Consider the following 15,954-nt stretch of genomic DNA (forward strand, 5'->3'; position numbering starts at 1 on the left):
GCGGAACCCGCAATGGACTTGTGGCGCATTCCCTTTTCTTTACACTTTTTGGCCAAGGGGGGGGGGTGGGGGACACCCGACAGGGGGAAGACGATGACGTTGCAGCAGCCCGGTGCGTACGCGACGACAACGGGGACCGCGCACCGCGCGGTGCCCGCGCAGCAGGCGGTGCCCGTCAGGGCGGCCGCCAGGACCGTGCCCGTGGTGCGTGATCTGCGCGAGCGCGCGGGACGCGGCCCGCGCGCCCTCGCCTTCGCGACCGGTGACACGGTGGTCGTGTCCGGCCTGCCGGGCAGCGGCAAGAGCACCCTGATCCGGCGTACGGCGAGCGCGGTGGCGCACCGGATCGACTCGCAGGACGTGCGCGAGCGCTGGGAGGCGATGATGCCCCGCCTCCTGCCGTACGCCCTGTACCGGCCGCTGGTGCGCCTGGCGCACTACGCCGGCCTGTGGCGTGCCCTGCGCTCGGGCGACGGCGTCGTGGTGCACGACTGCGGTACGCAGACCTGGGTGCGGCGCTGGCTGGCGCGCGACGCCCGGCGCCGGGGCGTCGCGCTGCACCTGGTGCTGCTCGACGTGACGGCGGACGTGGCGCGGGCCGGCCAGCAGGAGCGCGGCCGCGGGGTCTCCGGTTACGCCTTCGCCCGGCACCGGCGGGCGGTGGGCCGGCTGGTGCGGGACGCGGAGGCGGGGCGGCTGCCGGCGGGCTGCGCGTCGGCGGTGCTGCTGGACCGGGACGCGGCGGGTGCGCTGAAGGTGATCGACTTCCCGGCCCCGGCCCCGGCCGGGCCCTAGGGGCGTCCGGCGGAGCGCCCCGCCGGACACCCCGCGCGCCGCGTTAAAGTCGTCCCGTGGACTACCCCGACTTCCCCATATCCGCCTCGCCGCAGGGCGGCAGCGGCTGGCCCGGCAACGAGCTCGAAGAGGTACTCGGCGCCTCGCTCGGCAACCCCGCCGCGGGCGGCCGCATCGTCGAGGTGCTCGGGCGCAGCCAGGTCTGGGTGCCGCTGCCGAACGGCGGCGGGCCCGACTCCCCGAACCTCGACCTGCCCACGGTGCAGATCAACGGCGAGGCGTACGTCCCCGTCTACAGCTCCGAGGAGCAGTTGCGCCACTGCACCGGGCCCCACATGTCCTTCACCGTCGCCCCCGCCCGGGAGTTCGCCCGCGGCCTGCCGCCGCAGCTCGGCATCGCGGTGAACCCGGACGGCGCCGTCGGCGTGCCGCTGCCGCCGGCCGCCGTCGCCGAGCTCTGCCGGGCCGGGCGCACACCGCTGGACGGACCGGCGAGCGGGGGCAGGGTGCGGCTCTTCGAGCCGGACTGGCAGGAGGAGCCGGTCGACTTCCTCGCGGCCGCCGCCGGGGAGTTCCAGGAGAGCGGTGTGGTCGTGAGCGCCCGCCGCGCCCTCGCGAGCGTCGAGGGCGCACCCCCGAGCCTGTTCGTCGGCGTACAGCTGTCGAACTGGGAGGGCGCCGACCCCAACGCGCCGATGGACGCCCTCGGCCGGGCCCTCGGACGCGTCCGGGTGCCCTGGGAGGTCAACCTCGTCCTGCTCGACGTGGCGCGCGACCCGGTCGCCGACTGGATGCTCGAAAAGGTGCGGCCGTTCTACACGCGCGCCTGACTCGTGCCCGACCCGTGCTCGGCGCCGGTGCTGCCGCTTAAGCTGGTCGACGAACGACACGGTGAAATCGAAGAGGGGCGGGACCCAGGGTGAGCGCGTCAGGCACTGCGGCGGCCGGGCAGGTCGAGCACATGCTGCGCCAGGTGACACCCGGGCGCTACGACGCGTACGAGGCGCTCCTGCGCGCCCTCGCCGACCCGGCGGGCGGCAAGCTGTGGATGCTGCTCTGGCACGGCCAGGCGGGTTCCCCCGACGCCCAGTACGGGAACATGGACGTCGACGGCCTCGGCTACGCCCCGTGCGTCACCTCCGCGCAGGAGCTGTCCGCGAGCGGCTGGAGCCGGGCGTACGAAGTGGTGTCCGCCCATGACGTCGCGCGGGCGCTCTTCCCCGACCGCTGGGGGATCTGGCTCAACCCGCACGCCCCCGGCGGCGGCGTGGGCATCCCCTGGCTGGACCTGCGGCGCATCGCGACCGGCCTCGACCGGATGCCCGCCGGACCGCTGCGGCTGTCCGAACCGGCCGTCGAGATCCCCCAGTTCTACGCGCTGCTCACGCAGAACGCCCACCGGACCCCCGCCGTCCGCGCGCTGCGCCGCGCCTGGGTCCAGCCGGCGCTCGGCGCGCCGTACCTGGCCGTAGGACTCGATCTGTACGACACGAGCCAGCAGTCCGTCGACGCCGTGCGCGCCATGATGCAGCAGTCGATCGGCGTGGTCCCCGAGGGGCTGCCCGTGTCCACCGTCGCGATGTCCGACGAGTACGACCCCGTGTCCATGTGGCTGCGCGCCAACGCCCGCCCGTTCTACGACCGCGAGGCCCACGCGCCCGCTGCCCTCCCTTCCGCCCCGCAGGGCGGCTACGGCTACCCGGCGCCCCGCGCCTACTGAGGCGACCTCGCGATACGGCGTACATAGCCCAATTCGGCGCGCCATGAAGGCCGTTGGGCGGCATGTCCGGTCTGGTGCTTTGGGCCGCTTCTGATCCGCTCAGCCGATCGCGGCGTCCGGATAACGGAAGACCACAGGCCACATCACGGTTGCGCATCCATTGCCCGCCAGGGCTGGCGGGTGATCGCGCGCTCATTGAAGACTCCCGCAACAAGGAACGTCGGTCCTGTGTACGACCCGCTTTCCCCGTGTCAACTGCGTTTGTCCGAGCACCTTCTGCACGTTTCCGCACCACTTGCACCTGCGATGCGAACAAGCCGCCACAGCGGCAGGCGCGGGCCGACCACCCGTCGGCCGAGCCGAGAGGGGTCCCCACCACGATGACGGCACCACTGCACGACACGAGCGCGGCAGAGACCGCCGCCGTTGACGTAGCGGCCGATGTTCCGGCGAAAGCCATCGAAGGCCGCTCGCCCTGGAAGATCGCATGGGTGCGTCTGAAGCGCGACAAGGTCGCGCTGGCCGGCGGCGTCGTCGTGTTGTTCCTGATCCTGGTCGCGGTGTTCGCGCCCTTGATCGTCAGCGCGCTCGGCCACCCGCCGAACGAGTTCCACGAGGACAAGATCGACCCGCTGTTCGGTACGCCGATCGGCAGCTGGGGCGGCATGAGCTCCGACTTCCTGCTGGGAGTCGAACCGGTCAACGGCCGCGACGTGTTCAGCCGCCTCGTCTACGGCGCCCGCATCTCACTGCTGGTCGCCTTCCTCGCGGCCCTCTTCGCCGTCGCCCTCGGCACGGTCTTCGGGATCATCGCCGGCTACTTCGGCGGCTGGGTCGACGCGGCGATCAGCCGGGTGATGGACGTGCTGCTGGCCTTCCCGCAGCTGCTCTTCATCATCGCGCTGGTCTCGGTACTGCCCAACTCCCTCTGGGGGTTCAGCGGTTCAGGTGTGCGCATCGGCGCCCTGATCGTCGTGATCGGCTTCTTCGGATGGCCGTACGTGGGCCGGATCGTCCGCGGCCAGACGCTCTCCCTCAGGGAGCGCGAGTACGTCGAGGCGGCACGCAGCCTCGGCGCCGGCCGCACGTACATCCTCTTCAAGGAGCTGCTGCCGAACCTGGTCGCCCCGATCACCGTCTACACGACGCTGATGATCCCGACCAATGTCCTCAGCGAGGCCGCCCTCAGCTTCCTGGGCGCCGGAGTCAAGCCGCCCACCGCCTCCTGGGGGCAGATGCTCTCCAAGGCCAAGGAGTACTACGAGGCGGACCCGATGTTCATGATCGCGCCCGGCGTGGCCATCTTCGTCACGGTCCTGGCCTTCAACCTCTTCGGTGACGGCGTGCGTGACGCGCTGGACCCGAAGGGCTCCCGCTGACCGTTCGTCCCGTCCCACCGCACGTTCCCACCGCGCCGCCCCTGCCGATGTGTCAGGAGGCCACCCAAACCGTCGGTTCCGCAAAGGACCGGCACTCTTACGGAGGTTGCTGATCGTGACAGCCAACAGTTCTTCCAGGCGACGGCTCGCCGCAAGCGCGGCGCTCGTCGTCGCCGCGCTCGTCGGAACCGCGGCCTGCGGTGGCGGCGGCAAGGACGAGACCGAGGGCAAGGGCAAGGCCCCGGGCTTCAACGCGGCCGTCGGCAAGATCGCGAACGCCTCGGACAAGAAGGGCGGCACGATCAAGTTCATCGGTACGCAGGACGCCGACTCCTGGGACCCGCAGCGCGGTTACTACGGCTTCATGTGGGACTTCGCGCGCTACTACACGCGCCAGCTGATCACCTTCAAGCCGGCCGCCGGCACCGAGTCCACCGAGCTCGTCGCCGACATGGCGACCGACACGGGCAAGGTCTCCGCGGACAAGAAGACGTACACCTTCACGCTGAAGGACGGCGTCGCGTGGGAGGACGGCAAGCCCGTCACCTCCAAGGACATCAAGTACGGCATCGAGCGCATCTGGGCCCAGGACAAGATCTCCGGCGGTCCGATCTACCTGCAGCAGGTCCTGGACCCGAAGAAGGAGTACAAGGGCCCGTACAAGGACAAGTCGGCGGACAAGCTGGGCCTGAAGGCCATCGAGACACCGGACGACAAGACCATCGTCTTCAAGCTCCCGAAGCCCAACGGCGACTTCCTCCAGATGCTGGCCATGCCGGCCGCCACGCCGGTCCGCCAGGACAAGGACACGGCGGAGAAGTACGGCCTGAAGCCCTTCTCCAACGGCCCGTACAAGATCGACTCGTACACGCCCAACAAGGGCATGGAGCTGAGCCGCAACCCCAACTGGAAGAAGGGCACCGACACCGTCCGCAAGGCGCTGCCGGACAAGGTCTCGCTCAAGCTCATCACCAACGCCGACGACATGGACAACCGCCTGATCGAGGGCGACTACGACATCGACATCAACGCCACCGGCATCAGCCCGGCCGGCCGCACCAAGGCCCTGCGCGACCACAAGGGCAACGTCGACAACCCGCAGACCGGCTTCATCCGGTACGCGGTGTTCCCGCAGACGGTCAAGCCGATGGACAACATCCACTGCCGCAAGGCGGTCATCTACGGCTCCGACCACAAGTCGCTGCAGACCGCGCGCGGCGGCCCGATGGCGGGCGGCGACATCGCCACCAACATGCTGCCGCCGAGCATCAAGGGCTCGGACGCGAAGTACGACCCGTACAACGTTCTCAAGGACACCACGGGCAACGTCGCGAAGGCCAAGGAGGAGCTCAAGGCCTGCGGCAAGCCGAACGGCTTCGAGACCACGATCGCGGTCCGCAACAACAAGCCGCAGGAGATCGCCACCGCCGAGTCGATGCAGGCGTCGCTGGGCAAGGTCGGCATCAAGGTGCAGATCGACCAGTACGACGGTGCGCAGACCTCGGGCATCATCGGCGCTCCCAAGAACGTCGACAAGAAGAAGTACGGCATCATCATCATGGGCTGGGGTGCCGACTTCCCGAGCGGTCAGGGCTTCTCGCAGCCGCTGGTCGACAGCCGCTTCATCCTCGAGAGCGGCAACAACAACTTCTCGATGCTGAAGGACAAGTCGATCGACGGCCTGTTCGACAAGGCGCTGCTGGAGACGGACCCCGACAAGGCGGCCGAGTTCTACAAGCAGATCAACCAGAAGGTCTCCGAGCACGCGGTCTACCTGCCCTTCACCTTCGAGAAGAACGTGATCTGGCGCAGCTCGCGGCTGACCAACGTCTACACGGCCGACTCCTACAACGGCCGCTACGACTACGCCTCCCTCGGCGTCAAGTGACCGTCCGTTCGCTCCGCCGGCACACCCGCCGCTAAGCCCGAAGGGCAGGTGATGGCCGCGTGCGGCGGCCCGGGGATCCCCCACCGGATCCCCGGGCCGTCGCCGGGCCGACCGTAGTGCTCGCATACCTCATCAGGCGGCTGACCGCCGTCGTCGTGATGCTGCTCGTGGTCACTCTCGTGACCTTCGGCATCTTCTACGTCATCCCGAAGCTGACCGGCAGCGACCCCGCCGCGATGTTCATCGGCAAGCAGGCGGACCCAGGCGCGGTCGAAGGCGTCCGGGAGAAACTCGGCCTCGGCGATCCCATCCTGGTGCAGTTCTGGAACTTCATCAGCGGAATTTTCGTCGGCCGGGACTACACCGGCGGCGGTTCGTCGTTCCACTGCGACGCCCCGTGCTTCGGCTACTCCTTCCGTACGGAGCAGGAGATCTGGCCCGTACTCACCGAGCGGCTTCCCGTGACCCTGTCCCTTGCGGCCGGCGCGTGCGTGCTGTGGGTCATCGTGGGTGTCACGACCGGCATCATCTCCGCCCTCAAGCGGGGAACCGCGATCGACCGCACGGCGATGACCATCGCCCTCGCGGGTGTGTCGCTGCCGATCTACTTCACCGCGCTGCTCTCCCTGGCGATCTTCCGCACCCAGCTCGGCTGGTTCGACGCCGAGTACGTGGACATCGCGCAGGACCCGCTCGGCTGGTTCAGCGGCCTCGTGCTCCCGTGGGTGACGCTCGCCTTCCTGTACGCCGCCATGTACGCCCGGCTCACCCGGGCCACCATGCTGGAGGTCCTGGGCGAGGACTACATCCGCACCGCCCGCGCCAAGGGTCTGAGCGAACCGGTCGTGGTCGGCAAGCACGCCCTGCGCTCGACGATGACGCCGATCCTCACCATCCTCGGCATGGACCTCGGCGCCCTGGTCGGCGGCGCGATCCTCACCGAGACCGCCTTCAGCCTCCCCGGCCTCGGCCAGGCGGCGGTCAAGGCGATCGGCGACTTCGACCTTCCGCTCATCCTGGGTGTCACGCTCATCGCCGCCGCGGCCGTCGTGCTCGCGAACCTCGTGGTGGACATCCTGTACTCCGTGATCGACCCCCGAGTGAGGCTCTCGTGACCACTGTGCCTGTGCCGGGGGAGGCCCCCGGGGCCCCCTCGACGAAGACCGGTGCGGTCGGCGAGCCCGTACGCGCCGGCTCCCCGCAGCCGGACGCCTTCCTCGACGTGCGCGACCTCAAGGTGCACTTCCCCACCGACGACGGCCTCGTCAAGTCGGTGGACGGCCTGTCCTTCAAGCTGGAGAAGGGCAAGACCCTCGGCATCGTGGGCGAGTCCGGCTCCGGCAAGTCGGTCACCTCGCTCGGCATCATGGGCCTGCACACGGTCGGCCAGTACGGCCGCCGCAAGGCCCAGATCTCCGGCGAGATCTGGCTGGACGGCACGGACCTGCTGTCCGCCGACCCCGACGAGGTGCGCAAGCTGCGCGGCCGCGAGATCTCGATGATCTTCCAGGACCCGCTGTCCGCGCTGCACCCGTACTACACGATCGGCCACCAGATCGTGGAGGCGTACCGCATCCACAACAAGGTCGACAAGAAGACCGCCAAGCGGCGCGCGATCGAGATGCTCGACCGGGTCGGCATCCCGCAGCCCGACAAGCGCTTCGACGGCTACCCGCACGAGTTCTCCGGCGGCATGCGCCAGCGCGCCATGATCGCGATGGCGCTCGTCAACAACCCCGAGCTGCTGATCGCGGACGAGCCGACCACCGCCCTGGACGTCACCGTCCAGGCGCAGATCCTCGACCTGATCCGGGACCTGCAGAAGGAGTTCGGCTCGGCGGTCATCGTCATCACGCACGACCTGGGCGTCGTCGCCGAGCTGGCCGACGACATCCTCGTGATGTACGGCGGCCGGTGCGTCGAGCGCGGCCCCGCCGAGAAGGTCTTCTACGAGCCCCAGCACCCGTACACCTGGGGCCTGCTGGGCTCGATGCCGCGCATCGACCGCGACCAGACCGACCGTCTCATCCCGGTCAAGGGCTCCCCGCCCAGCCTGATCAACATCCCGAGCGGCTGCGCCTTCCACCCGCGCTGCCCCTACGCGGACGTCCCCAAGGGCGGCATCACCCGTACCGAGCGGCCGGAACTCAAGCTGCTGCCCGGCAAGGAATCCGAACGGCACTACTCCGCCTGCCACATGGCGGCCGAGGACCGGACGCGGATCTGGACCGAAGAGATTGCGCCGAAGCTGTGAGCGAGACGAAGGATCCCGACGTGACGATCCCGGAGCAGGCGTCGTCCTCGCCGCTGTCCCCCTCGACCGAGCCCCTGCTCAAGGTCAGCGGTCTGGTGAAGCACTTCCCCATCAGGAAGGGCGTGCTGCAGCGCCAGGTCGGCGCGGTCCAGGCCGTCGACGGCCTCGACTTCGACGTGCGCCCGGGGGAGACCCTCGGCGTGGTCGGTGAGTCGGGCTGCGGCAAGTCGACGATGGGCCGGCTGATCACGCGGCTGCTGGAGCCGACCAGCGGGAAGATCGAGTTCGAGGGCCAGGACATCACCCATCTCGGCACCGGGCGGATGCGCCCGCTGCGCCGCGACGTACAGATGATCTTCCAGGACCCGTACTCCTCGCTGAACCCGCGGCACACGGTCGGCACGATCATCAGCGCGCCCTTCAAGCTGCAGAACATCACGCCCGAGGGCGGGGTGAAGCGGGAGGTTCAGCGGCTCCTGGAGCTGGTGGGGCTCAACCCCGAGCACTACAACCGCTATCCGCACGAGTTCTCCGGCGGCCAGCGCCAGCGCATCGGCATCGCGCGGGCGCTCGCGCTCAAGCCGAAGCTGGTCGTCGCCGACGAGCCGGTGTCGGCGCTGGACGTGTCGATCCAGGCGCAGGTGGTGAACCTGCTGGACGACCTCCAGGACGAGCTCGGTCTCACGTACGTGATCATCGCGCACGACCTGTCGGTCATCCGGCACGTCTCGGACCGCATCGCCGTGATGTACCTCGGCAAGATCGTCGAGCTGGCGGACCGCAAGGCGCTGTACGAGGCGCCGATGCACCCGTACACGAAGGCGCTCCTGTCGGCCGTCCCGGTGCCCGACCCGCGCAGCAAGCACAAGCGCGAGCGGATTCTGCTCAAGGGCGACGTGCCCTCGCCGATCTCGCCGCCCACCGGCTGCCGGTTCCACACGCGGTGCTGGAAGGCCACGGAGATCTGCTCGACGCGCGAACCGGCGCTGACCACGCTCAAGACCGGTCACCAGGTGGCCTGCCACCACCCGGAGAACGCGCCCGACCAGGCACCGGAATCCGGTCCGGCGTCCGGGTCCGCGAGCACGGGGGACACCGGCAAGGTCTAGAACCGGCACAATTGCCCGGTGTTCCAGGAACTCTTCACGCCCTCCGTCCAGCATTCGCTCGACCTCGTCGGGATCTTCGTCTTCGCGATCTCCGGCGCGCTGCTCGCCGTGCGCAAGAACTTCGACGTGTTCGGCATCGCGGTGCTCGCAGAGGTCACCGCGCTGGGCGGAGGGCTGTTGCGTGACCTGATCATCGGCGCCGTGCCGCCGGCCGCCTTCACCGACCTCGGCTACTTCACCACGCCGCTGATCGCGGCGGCCCTCGTCTTCTTCCTGCACCCCGAGGTCGAGCGCATCCAGGGCGCCGTGAACGCGTTCGACGCGGCCGGCCTCGGACTGTTCTGCGTGACGGGCACCACCAAGGCGTACGAGTACGGGCTGGGCCTGACCGCTTCGGCCGCGCTGGGCCTGGCGACCGCGGTCGGCGGCGGCGTACTGCGCGACGTGCTCGCCAACGAGGTGCCCTCGCTGCTGCGCTGGGACCGTGATCTGTACGCCGTCCCCGCCATCGTCGGCGCCTCGATGGTCGCGCTGTGCATCCGCTTCGACGCGCTGAACGCGGTGACCAGTGGCATCGCCGTCGTGACCGCCTTCGTGCTGCGGCTGCTGGCGATGCGCTTCCACTGGCGGGCGCCGCGCGCCTGGCACCGGAGCTCGGCGAAGGCCGAGGGGGAATCCGAGTCCAGCACTTAGCTACCGCTTAGTAACGTCTGGGTGTACCGTGCATGCCATGGCACAGGCACGCATCGGGGACAGTGAGTTCGACCGCGACACCGCCCTCACGGAGCGGTCGCCCGGCGTCTACGACGCCGAGCTCTCCGCCGGCTGGACGATCATCCAGGCCGTCAACGGCGGCTACCTCCTCGCCCTCCTCGGCCGGGCGCTCGGCGACGCCCTGCCGCATTCCGACCCGTTCACGGTCTCGGCGCACTATCTGACGCCGTCCGTGCCCGGCAAGGCGGTGATCCGGACGCAGACCGTCCGTACCGGACGCACCCTCTCCACCGGCCAGGCGTCCCTCTTCCAGTACGCCGACGACGGCACCGAGGTCGAGCGGATCCGCGTCCTCGCCTCCTACGGCGACCTCGACGCCCTGCCCGACGACGTCCGCACGACGGCGAAGCCGCCGGTCATGCCCTCGTACGAGCAGTGCCTGGGCGCTGAAGCCGGGCCCGCCGCGATCCCGGGCAGCTCGGCCATCACCGAGCGGCTGAACATCCGCCTCGACCCCGCCACCGTCGGCTGGGCCGTGGGCGCGCCCTCCGGCAGGGGCGAGATGCGCGGCTGGTTCGGACTCGCCGACGGCCGGGACGCCGACCCGCTGTCGCTGCTGCTCACCGTCGACGCCCTGCCGCCGACCTCGTTCGAGCTGGGGCTCAAGGGCTGGACGCCGACCGTCGAGCTCACCACCCACGTGCGCTGCCGGCCGGCCCCTGGCCCGCTGCGCGTCTCCATCACCACCCGCAATCTCGCGGGCGGCTTCCTGGAGGAGGACGCGGAGGTCTGGGACAGCGCGGACCGCCTCGTCGCCCAGTCCCGGCAGCTCGCCCGGGCGCCGCGCGGCTGAGCTTCCCGAGCCCTGTTCCTGGACGGCCGTCCTCCCGGACGGCCGTCCGTTCGCGTGCGGAGCCCCGCCCGGCCCGTCAGTCCAGCCAGTGGCGGCGGCCCAGTCCGATCAGGCGCAGCTGGCGGCGGGCCAGGGACGCGGCCGCCTCGACGCGCTCCTCGCCGTACGGTCCGGCCTCCAGGAACGCGGACGCGGTCATCACCATGTGGTCGACGTAGACGTGCGCGAGCATCCGGCGGTCGTCCTCGCTCCATGCCGCGCAGTCCGGCTGGGTGGCGAGCCAGGCCGCCACCTCGTCGGCGAACAGGCCGAGTTGCCCGCCTATCGCGTCGCGCACCCGCCGCACACCGCCGTGGCGTTCACGCGTGACGAAGCGGACGTGGGCGGGGTACGCGTGCACGTGGCGGGCGATGAGCCCCACCGCGGCGTCGATGCGCACCGCGCTGTCGCCGGTCGCGGCGAGCGTCGCGCGGATCACCGCGTGCAGGCCGCCGAGCGCCTCCTCGACCAGGGCCACGCCCAGGTCCGCCGTGTCCCGGAAGTGTCGGTAGAAGGCGGTGGGGGCGACGCCGGCGGCGCGCGTGACCTCGCGCAGGCCGAGGCTGCTCAGGCTCTGGTTCTCCAGCAGGACGAGCGCCGCCTCCATGAGGGCCTGGCGGGTCCTCTGCTTCTGGGCCTGGCGGGCGCCGACGATGTGACTCATGACATTCAGTAAACAACCGTTCTCTGATTGCGGGGAACCCTGGGGGGCACTCTAGACTGAGTAGTCAGTGAACAGTCGTACTCCCAGGAGGGGTTCACGTGTTCGTCCTCGTAGCGGCTCTGCTGTTGCTCGGGGTGCTGATGGGCTCGGTCGCGCATGTACCGGCCCCGGTGTCCCTCGTCGCCGCCGCGCTCATCGGCGTCTGGCTTCTCGTCTTCGCCGCCCGTGAGCGTCACTCGCGACGTACGACCCGAAGGAGCTGAACGCGCCATGGAGTTCACCGCATCCGCACGCGCCCGCACCGGCACGCGGGACGCCGACGGCATGGCCGTCGCCTCGTTCGTGCTCGGACTCGTCGGGCTGCTCGTCCTCAACGTCTTCCTCGGCCCCGTCGCGATCGTCCTGGCGTCCCTGGCCCTGCGGCGCGGCACCGAGCGCCGGGGCAGGGCGCTGCTCGGCCTCGGCCTCGGGGTGGCCGACCTGCTGGTCCTCGCGGTGCTCGCCTCCGCCGACGGCACCGTGTCCTGGACCTTCGGCGGCTGAGGGAGCGCGCCGCGGGCCGGCCGGGGGAGAGGGCGTGAGCGGGGAGCGGCCCGCGGGCTCGTAGAATCGAGTGCACCATGGCCTACCTCGACCACGCCGCGACCACCCCGATGCTTCCGGAAGCGGTCGGGGCGATGACCGCCCACCTCGCCGTCACCGGCAACGCGTCGTCCCTGCACGCCGCCGGCCGACGCGCGCGGCGCACCGTCGAGGAGGCCCGCGAGACGCTCGCCGAGTCCCTCGGCGCCCGCCCCAGCGAGGTGGTCCTCACCGCCGGCGGCACCGAGGCGGACAACCTCGCCGTCAAGGGCCTGTACTGGGCGCGGCGCGACGCCGATCCGCGCAGAACCCGCGTCCTGGCCAGCCCCGTCGAGCACCACGCGGTGCTGGACGCCGTCCACTGGCTGGGCGAGCACGAGGGCGCGACGGTCGAGTACCTGCCGGTCGACGCGTACGGCAGGGTGCATCCGGCGGCGCTGCGCGAGGCCATCGCGCGCGACCCGTCGGACGTCGCCATGGCCACCGTCATGTGGGCCAACAACGAGATCGGCACCGTCATGCCGGTCCGGGAACTGGCCGACGTGGCAGCCGAGTTCGGCGTACCGCTGCATGCCGACGCGGTGCAGGCGTTCGGTCAGCTCGACGTGGACTTCGCCGCCTCCGGACTCGCCGCGATGACCGTCTCCGGGCACAAGATCGGCGGTCCGTACGGCATCGGCGCGCTGCTGCTCGGCCGTGAGTACACCCCCGTCCCCGTCCTGCACGGCGGCGGTCAGGAGCGGCACGTGCGCTCCGGCACGCTCGACGTCCCGGCCGTCGCCGCCTTCGCGGTGGCCGGCCGGATCGCGGCCGAACAGCGCGAGTGGTTCGCGCGCGAGATCGGCGGGCTGCGCGACGAACTGGTGGCCGCCGTACGGGCGGCCGTGCCCACGGCGGTCCTCGGCGGCGACCCGTCCCCGGGCGGCCGGCTGCCGGCCAACGCCCACTTCACCTTCCCCGGCTGCGAGGGCGACTCGCTGCTCCTGCTGCTCGACGCGCAGGGCATCGAGTGCTCCACCGGCTCCGCCTGCACGGCCGGAGTGGCCCAGCCGAGCCACGTCCTGCTGGCCACCGGGACCGACCCGGACCTGGCCCGCGGCACCCTGCGCTTCTCGCTCGGGCACACCTCGACCGCCGACGACGTGGCCGCCGTGGCGGAGGCGATCGGCCCGGCCGTCGAGCGGGCCCGCACGGCGGGGCTCGTCTGAACCGCTGGAGGGCTACGCCCGGGCGGCCGGCCGGCCCTCCAGCTCCGCCCGTACGAGCTTGAGGTAGCGGGCCCAGTTCCAGTGCGGGCCCGGGTCGGTGTGGTCGGTGCCCGGGACCTCGACATGGCCGATGATGTGCTCCCGGTCGGCGGGTATCCCGTACCGCCGGCAGATGCCGGCCGCGAGACGGGCCGACGAGCGGTACATGACGTCCGTGAAGTCCTCCGGGCGGTCGACGAAGCCCTCGTGCTCGATGCCGACGCTGCGTTCGTTGAACGAGCGGTTCCCCGCGTGGTACGCGACGTCCAGCTCCCTTGCCATCTGTGTGATGTGGCCGTCCTTCGCGCGCACGATGTAGTGCGCGGCGGCCGCGTGCAGCGGGTTCTTGAAGACGCGCACGGCCGACGCGAAGCTGCCCTGCGTCACATGGATCACTATCCGGTCGATGGTGTAGTCGGCGGGGCGGTCCGCGGTCCGCAGATTCGCCGCCGACGCCGCCACCCACCGGGCGCCCTTGTGATCCACCTCTCCCTCCGTGCGCTGCTTGTCGATGCCCGGCACGAGCCACCACGTCCGGGCCAGCTCATCGCCGTACACGGCGGCCGTCCCGCCCACCAGGGCGGCGCCGCCCCCGATGAACAGCGCGCGTCTGCTCAGCCCTGCCGCCTTCTTCTGCTCCATGAGCCCTTTAACGCTTTCGGCCCTGTCGGTGGTTCCGTCTACCCTGGTGGAGCTATGACTGAGACCCCGCGCCGCCTCCGTGTCCTCGCCGCCATGTCCGGCGGGGTCGACTCCGCCGTTGCCGCCGCCCGAGCCGCCGAGGCCGGGCACGACGTGACCGGCGTGCACCTCGCGCTGTCCGCGAACCCGCAGTCGTTCCGTACCGGCGCGCGCGGCTGCTGCACGATCGAGGACTCGCGCGACGCCCGCCGGGCCGCCGACGTCATCGGCATCCCCTTCTACGTCTGGGACCTCGCCGAGCGCTTCCGCGAGGACGTCGTGGAGGACTTCGTCGCGGAGTACGAGGCCGGGCGCACCCCCAACCCGTGCCTGCGCTGCAACGAGAAGATCAAGTTCGCTGCGCTGCTCGACAAGGCGCTGGCCCTCGGCTTCGACGCGGTCGCCACCGGCCACTACGCGACGGTCGTCCTGAACGAGGACGGCAGCCGCGAGCTGCACCGCGCCTCCGACATGGCCAAGGACCAGTCGTACGTCCTCGGCGTCCTCGACGAGCGGCAGCTCGCCCACGCGATGTTCCCGCTCGGCGACACCCTCACCACCAAGGAGGAGATCCGCGCGGAGGCGGAGCGCCGCGGGCTCGCGGTCGCGAAGAAGCCCGACAGCCACGACATCTGCTTCATCGCGGACGGCGACACCCAGGGCTTCCTGGCGAACCGCCTCGGCGGCACGGCGCAGGGCGACATCCTCGACGAGTCGGGCGCCAAGCTCGGCACCCACGACGGGGCCTTCGGCTTCACCATCGGCCAGCGCAAGGGACTGCGCATCGGCCACCCCGCCGCCGACGGCAAGCCGCGCTACGTCCTGGACATCTCCCCGGTGAACAACACGGTGACGGTGGGCCCGGCCGAGGCCCTCGACGTCAGCTCCCTGACCGCGATCAGGCCCCGCTGGTGCGGCACGGCCCCGGCCGGCAGCGGCACGTACACCGCCCAGCTGCGCGCCCACGGCGGCGAGACGCCGGTGACGGCGGAGCTGGTCGACGGCGAGCTGCGCGTCGCCTTCGGCGAGCCGGTGCGCGGGGTCGCACCCGGCCAGGCGATCGTCCTGTACGACGGCACGCGCGTCGTCGGCTCGGCGACGATCGCGACGACGGTGCGGGCGACGGCCGCCCTGGCCTGACGCTCCGGGGGCCGGAGCGGGCCCGCCCTACCGGAAGATGGCCATGGCCTGCACTTCCAGCACGCCGTCCTCGGCGTTCCAGTCCTGCACCTTGCCGAGGCAGCGGGCCGAGAAGGTGCCCCGCGGGACCTCGTTGCGCAGCCCTTCGGTCGCGCAGGTGACCCGTACGCGCGCACCCCGGGACGGGTCCTCGTGATCGCCGTAGGGCGCCAGGAACACCGTCGACTCCGGTGTCTCGCTGATCTTGCGGAACCGGCCGCGTATGAGCACGAAGTCGTCGATGTCGCGCAGCCGCACGGTCGTCTGCGGGCCGGAGCCCGCGGCCGGGGGCCGGTCGGCGAGCGCGCGGGCCAGTGCGGCGTTGCGGCGTATCGTCCCGCCCGGCAGGTCGACGTGGACGATGACGTTCCGCTCCTCCAGCACATCCATCACCACGCCGATCACCGAGATGGGCTCGGCGACCTCCAGGTACTTGCTGACGATCTCGCTGTGGTCCTTGCGGCCCGCGCCCGCGTCGGCGAGGGTGTCGGCGTACTCGCGGTAGGTGGCCAGCGAAGTCGCGCTTGGAGGCCATCTTGCCCTCCAGGGTGATCACGCGCTGGGCCGGCAGCAGGATGTTCCCCGACACGGCCAGCGCGGCCGTTCCGGTCAGCACGACCGCGAGCAGCGGCAGGAACGTCACGAGAAAGCTGCGCCGCGACCGGGCCGAGCGCGACGCGCGCCTGATGCCCAGCCGAGGTTCTTCGACTGCCTGTCTTTCCCCCACCGCCACGGACGCCTCCCCCGCCGGCCTGGTCAGCCTGGCCGTCGTGGTGCTCGTCGGGACGGCCCGCCGGCACCGCTGGAAGCAGGGCCTGCTGCACGGCGCGGTCGACCTCCTCGGCATCGG

The 15,954-nt window shown here is 71.0% G+C and carries 18 protein-coding genes; 15 read left to right on the forward strand and 3 right to left on the reverse strand.

What is annotated here, in order from left to right:
- Positions 1-93: 93 nt before the first annotated feature.
- The 10 genes from E2E34_RS19900 to E2E34_RS19945 all read left to right on the forward strand — a co-directional run bounded on the left by E2E34_RS19900 (position 94) and on the right by E2E34_RS19945 (position 10,712).
- Positions 94-795 carry an AAA family ATPase gene (locus E2E34_RS19900; RefSeq protein WP_138903275.1) on the forward strand — a complete coding sequence of 234 codons (702 nt, stop codon included), beginning with the start codon at positions 94-96 and terminating at the stop codon, positions 793-795.
- A gap of 56 nt (positions 796-851) precedes the next feature.
- Positions 852-1,625 (forward strand): enhanced serine sensitivity protein SseB, encoded by a 774-nt coding sequence (locus tag E2E34_RS19905; RefSeq protein WP_244315908.1) that lies wholly within the window; start codon positions 852-854, stop codon positions 1,623-1,625.
- A gap of 89 nt (positions 1,626-1,714) precedes the next feature.
- Entirely contained in the window at positions 1,715-2,515 is an 801-nt protein-coding gene (locus tag E2E34_RS19910) for an enhanced serine sensitivity protein SseB C-terminal domain-containing protein (RefSeq protein ID WP_138903276.1), read from the forward strand.
- Between the two features lie 380 nt (positions 2,516-2,895).
- On the forward strand, positions 2,896-3,894 hold the full coding sequence (locus E2E34_RS19915) for an ABC transporter permease (RefSeq protein WP_138903277.1): 999 nt from the start codon (positions 2,896-2,898) through the stop codon (positions 3,892-3,894).
- 112 nt (positions 3,895-4,006) lie between these two features.
- A complete protein-coding gene (locus tag E2E34_RS19920) occupies positions 4,007-5,782 on the forward strand; it encodes an ABC transporter substrate-binding protein (protein ID WP_138903288.1) in 1,776 nt (591 codons plus the stop codon).
- 116 nt (positions 5,783-5,898) lie between these two features.
- Positions 5,899-6,897 (forward strand): ABC transporter permease, encoded by a 999-nt coding sequence (locus tag E2E34_RS19925; RefSeq protein WP_138903278.1) that lies wholly within the window; start codon positions 5,899-5,901, stop codon positions 6,895-6,897.
- A gap of 5 nt (positions 6,898-6,902) precedes the next feature.
- Positions 6,903-8,036, forward strand: a complete 1,134-nt coding sequence (locus E2E34_RS19930; RefSeq protein WP_244315912.1) for an ABC transporter ATP-binding protein — start codon at positions 6,903-6,905, stop codon at positions 8,034-8,036.
- A 20-nt stretch (positions 8,037-8,056) separates the two neighbouring features.
- On the forward strand, positions 8,057-9,145 hold the full coding sequence (locus E2E34_RS19935; protein WP_138903279.1) for an ABC transporter ATP-binding protein: 1,089 nt from the start codon (positions 8,057-8,059) through the stop codon (positions 9,143-9,145).
- 18 nt (positions 9,146-9,163) lie between these two features.
- Positions 9,164-9,838 (forward strand): trimeric intracellular cation channel family protein, encoded by a 675-nt coding sequence (locus E2E34_RS19940; protein ID WP_138896751.1) that lies wholly within the window; start codon positions 9,164-9,166, stop codon positions 9,836-9,838.
- A 37-nt stretch (positions 9,839-9,875) separates the two neighbouring features.
- Positions 9,876-10,712: a thioesterase family protein gene (locus E2E34_RS19945; RefSeq protein WP_138903280.1), complete on the forward strand. Its 837-nt coding sequence runs from the start codon at positions 9,876-9,878 to the stop codon at positions 10,710-10,712.
- Between the two features lie 76 nt (positions 10,713-10,788).
- Here the strand turns inward: E2E34_RS19945 and E2E34_RS19950 are convergent, their stop codons facing one another.
- Positions 10,789-11,415, reverse strand: coding sequence for a TetR family transcriptional regulator (locus E2E34_RS19950; RefSeq protein WP_138903281.1), 627 nt, complete (start codon positions 11,413-11,415; stop codon positions 10,789-10,791).
- Between the two features lie 98 nt (positions 11,416-11,513).
- Between E2E34_RS19950 and E2E34_RS35520 the strand changes: the two genes are divergently transcribed.
- The 3 genes from E2E34_RS35520 to E2E34_RS19960 all read left to right on the forward strand — a co-directional run bounded on the left by E2E34_RS35520 (position 11,514) and on the right by E2E34_RS19960 (position 13,205).
- Positions 11,514-11,678 (forward strand): hypothetical protein, encoded by a 165-nt coding sequence (locus E2E34_RS35520; protein WP_167518326.1) that lies wholly within the window; start codon positions 11,514-11,516, stop codon positions 11,676-11,678.
- Positions 11,679-11,685: 7 nt separating this feature from the next.
- On the forward strand, positions 11,686-11,958 hold the full coding sequence (locus E2E34_RS19955) for a DUF4190 domain-containing protein (protein ID WP_138903282.1): 273 nt from the start codon (positions 11,686-11,688) through the stop codon (positions 11,956-11,958).
- A 77-nt stretch (positions 11,959-12,035) separates the two neighbouring features.
- Positions 12,036-13,205, forward strand: coding sequence for a cysteine desulfurase family protein (locus E2E34_RS19960; protein ID WP_138903283.1), 1,170 nt, complete (start codon positions 12,036-12,038; stop codon positions 13,203-13,205).
- A 12-nt stretch (positions 13,206-13,217) separates the two neighbouring features.
- Here the strand turns inward: E2E34_RS19960 and E2E34_RS19965 are convergent, their stop codons facing one another.
- Positions 13,218-13,886, reverse strand: coding sequence for an N-acetylmuramoyl-L-alanine amidase (locus tag E2E34_RS19965; protein WP_138903284.1), 669 nt, complete (start codon positions 13,884-13,886; stop codon positions 13,218-13,220).
- Positions 13,887-13,940: 54 nt separating this feature from the next.
- On the opposite strand from E2E34_RS19965, the gene mnmA reads away from it, so the two are divergent.
- On the forward strand, positions 13,941-15,065 hold the full coding sequence (gene mnmA / locus E2E34_RS19970; protein ID WP_138903285.1) for a tRNA 2-thiouridine(34) synthase MnmA: 1,125 nt from the start codon (positions 13,941-13,943) through the stop codon (positions 15,063-15,065).
- A gap of 27 nt (positions 15,066-15,092) precedes the next feature.
- On the opposite strand, the gene E2E34_RS19975 is transcribed toward mnmA, so the two are convergent.
- Complete coding sequence (locus E2E34_RS19975; RefSeq protein WP_244315910.1) at positions 15,093-15,509, reverse strand: hypothetical protein; 417 nt, start codon at positions 15,507-15,509, stop codon at positions 15,093-15,095.
- Positions 15,510-15,640: 131 nt separating this feature from the next.
- On the opposite strand from E2E34_RS19975, the gene E2E34_RS19980 reads away from it, so the two are divergent.
- On the forward strand, positions 15,641-15,954 hold a 314-nt coding region (locus E2E34_RS19980; RefSeq protein ID WP_138903286.1), incomplete at its 3' end, for a hypothetical protein.

Source organism: Streptomyces albidochromogenes (assembly GCF_005981925.1).
In the GTDB taxonomy this organism is placed as follows: Bacteria; Actinomycetota; Actinomycetes; order Streptomycetales; family Streptomycetaceae; genus Streptomyces; species Streptomyces albidochromogenes.

Coding starts and splice junctions, on each gene's coding strand:
- E2E34_RS19915 (WP_138903277.1), top strand. CDS start 2,896: ATGACGGCACCACTGCACGACACGAGCGCGGCAGAGACCGCCGCCGTT.
- mnmA (WP_138903285.1), top strand. CDS start 13,941: ATGACTGAGACCCCGCGCCGCCTCCGTGTCCTCGCCGCCATGTCCGGC.
- E2E34_RS19965 (WP_138903284.1), bottom strand. CDS start 13,886: ATGGAGCAGAAGAAGGCGGCAGGGCTGAGCAGACGCGCGCTGTTCATC.
- E2E34_RS19950 (WP_138903281.1), bottom strand. CDS start 11,415: ATGAGTCACATCGTCGGCGCCCGCCAGGCCCAGAAGCAGAGGACCCGC.
- E2E34_RS19900 (WP_138903275.1), top strand. CDS start 94: ATGACGTTGCAGCAGCCCGGTGCGTACGCGACGACAACGGGGACCGCG.
- E2E34_RS19945 (WP_138903280.1), top strand. CDS start 9,876: ATGGCACAGGCACGCATCGGGGACAGTGAGTTCGACCGCGACACCGCC.
- E2E34_RS19960 (WP_138903283.1), top strand. CDS start 12,036: ATGGCCTACCTCGACCACGCCGCGACCACCCCGATGCTTCCGGAAGCG.
- E2E34_RS19955 (WP_138903282.1), top strand. CDS start 11,686: ATGGAGTTCACCGCATCCGCACGCGCCCGCACCGGCACGCGGGACGCC.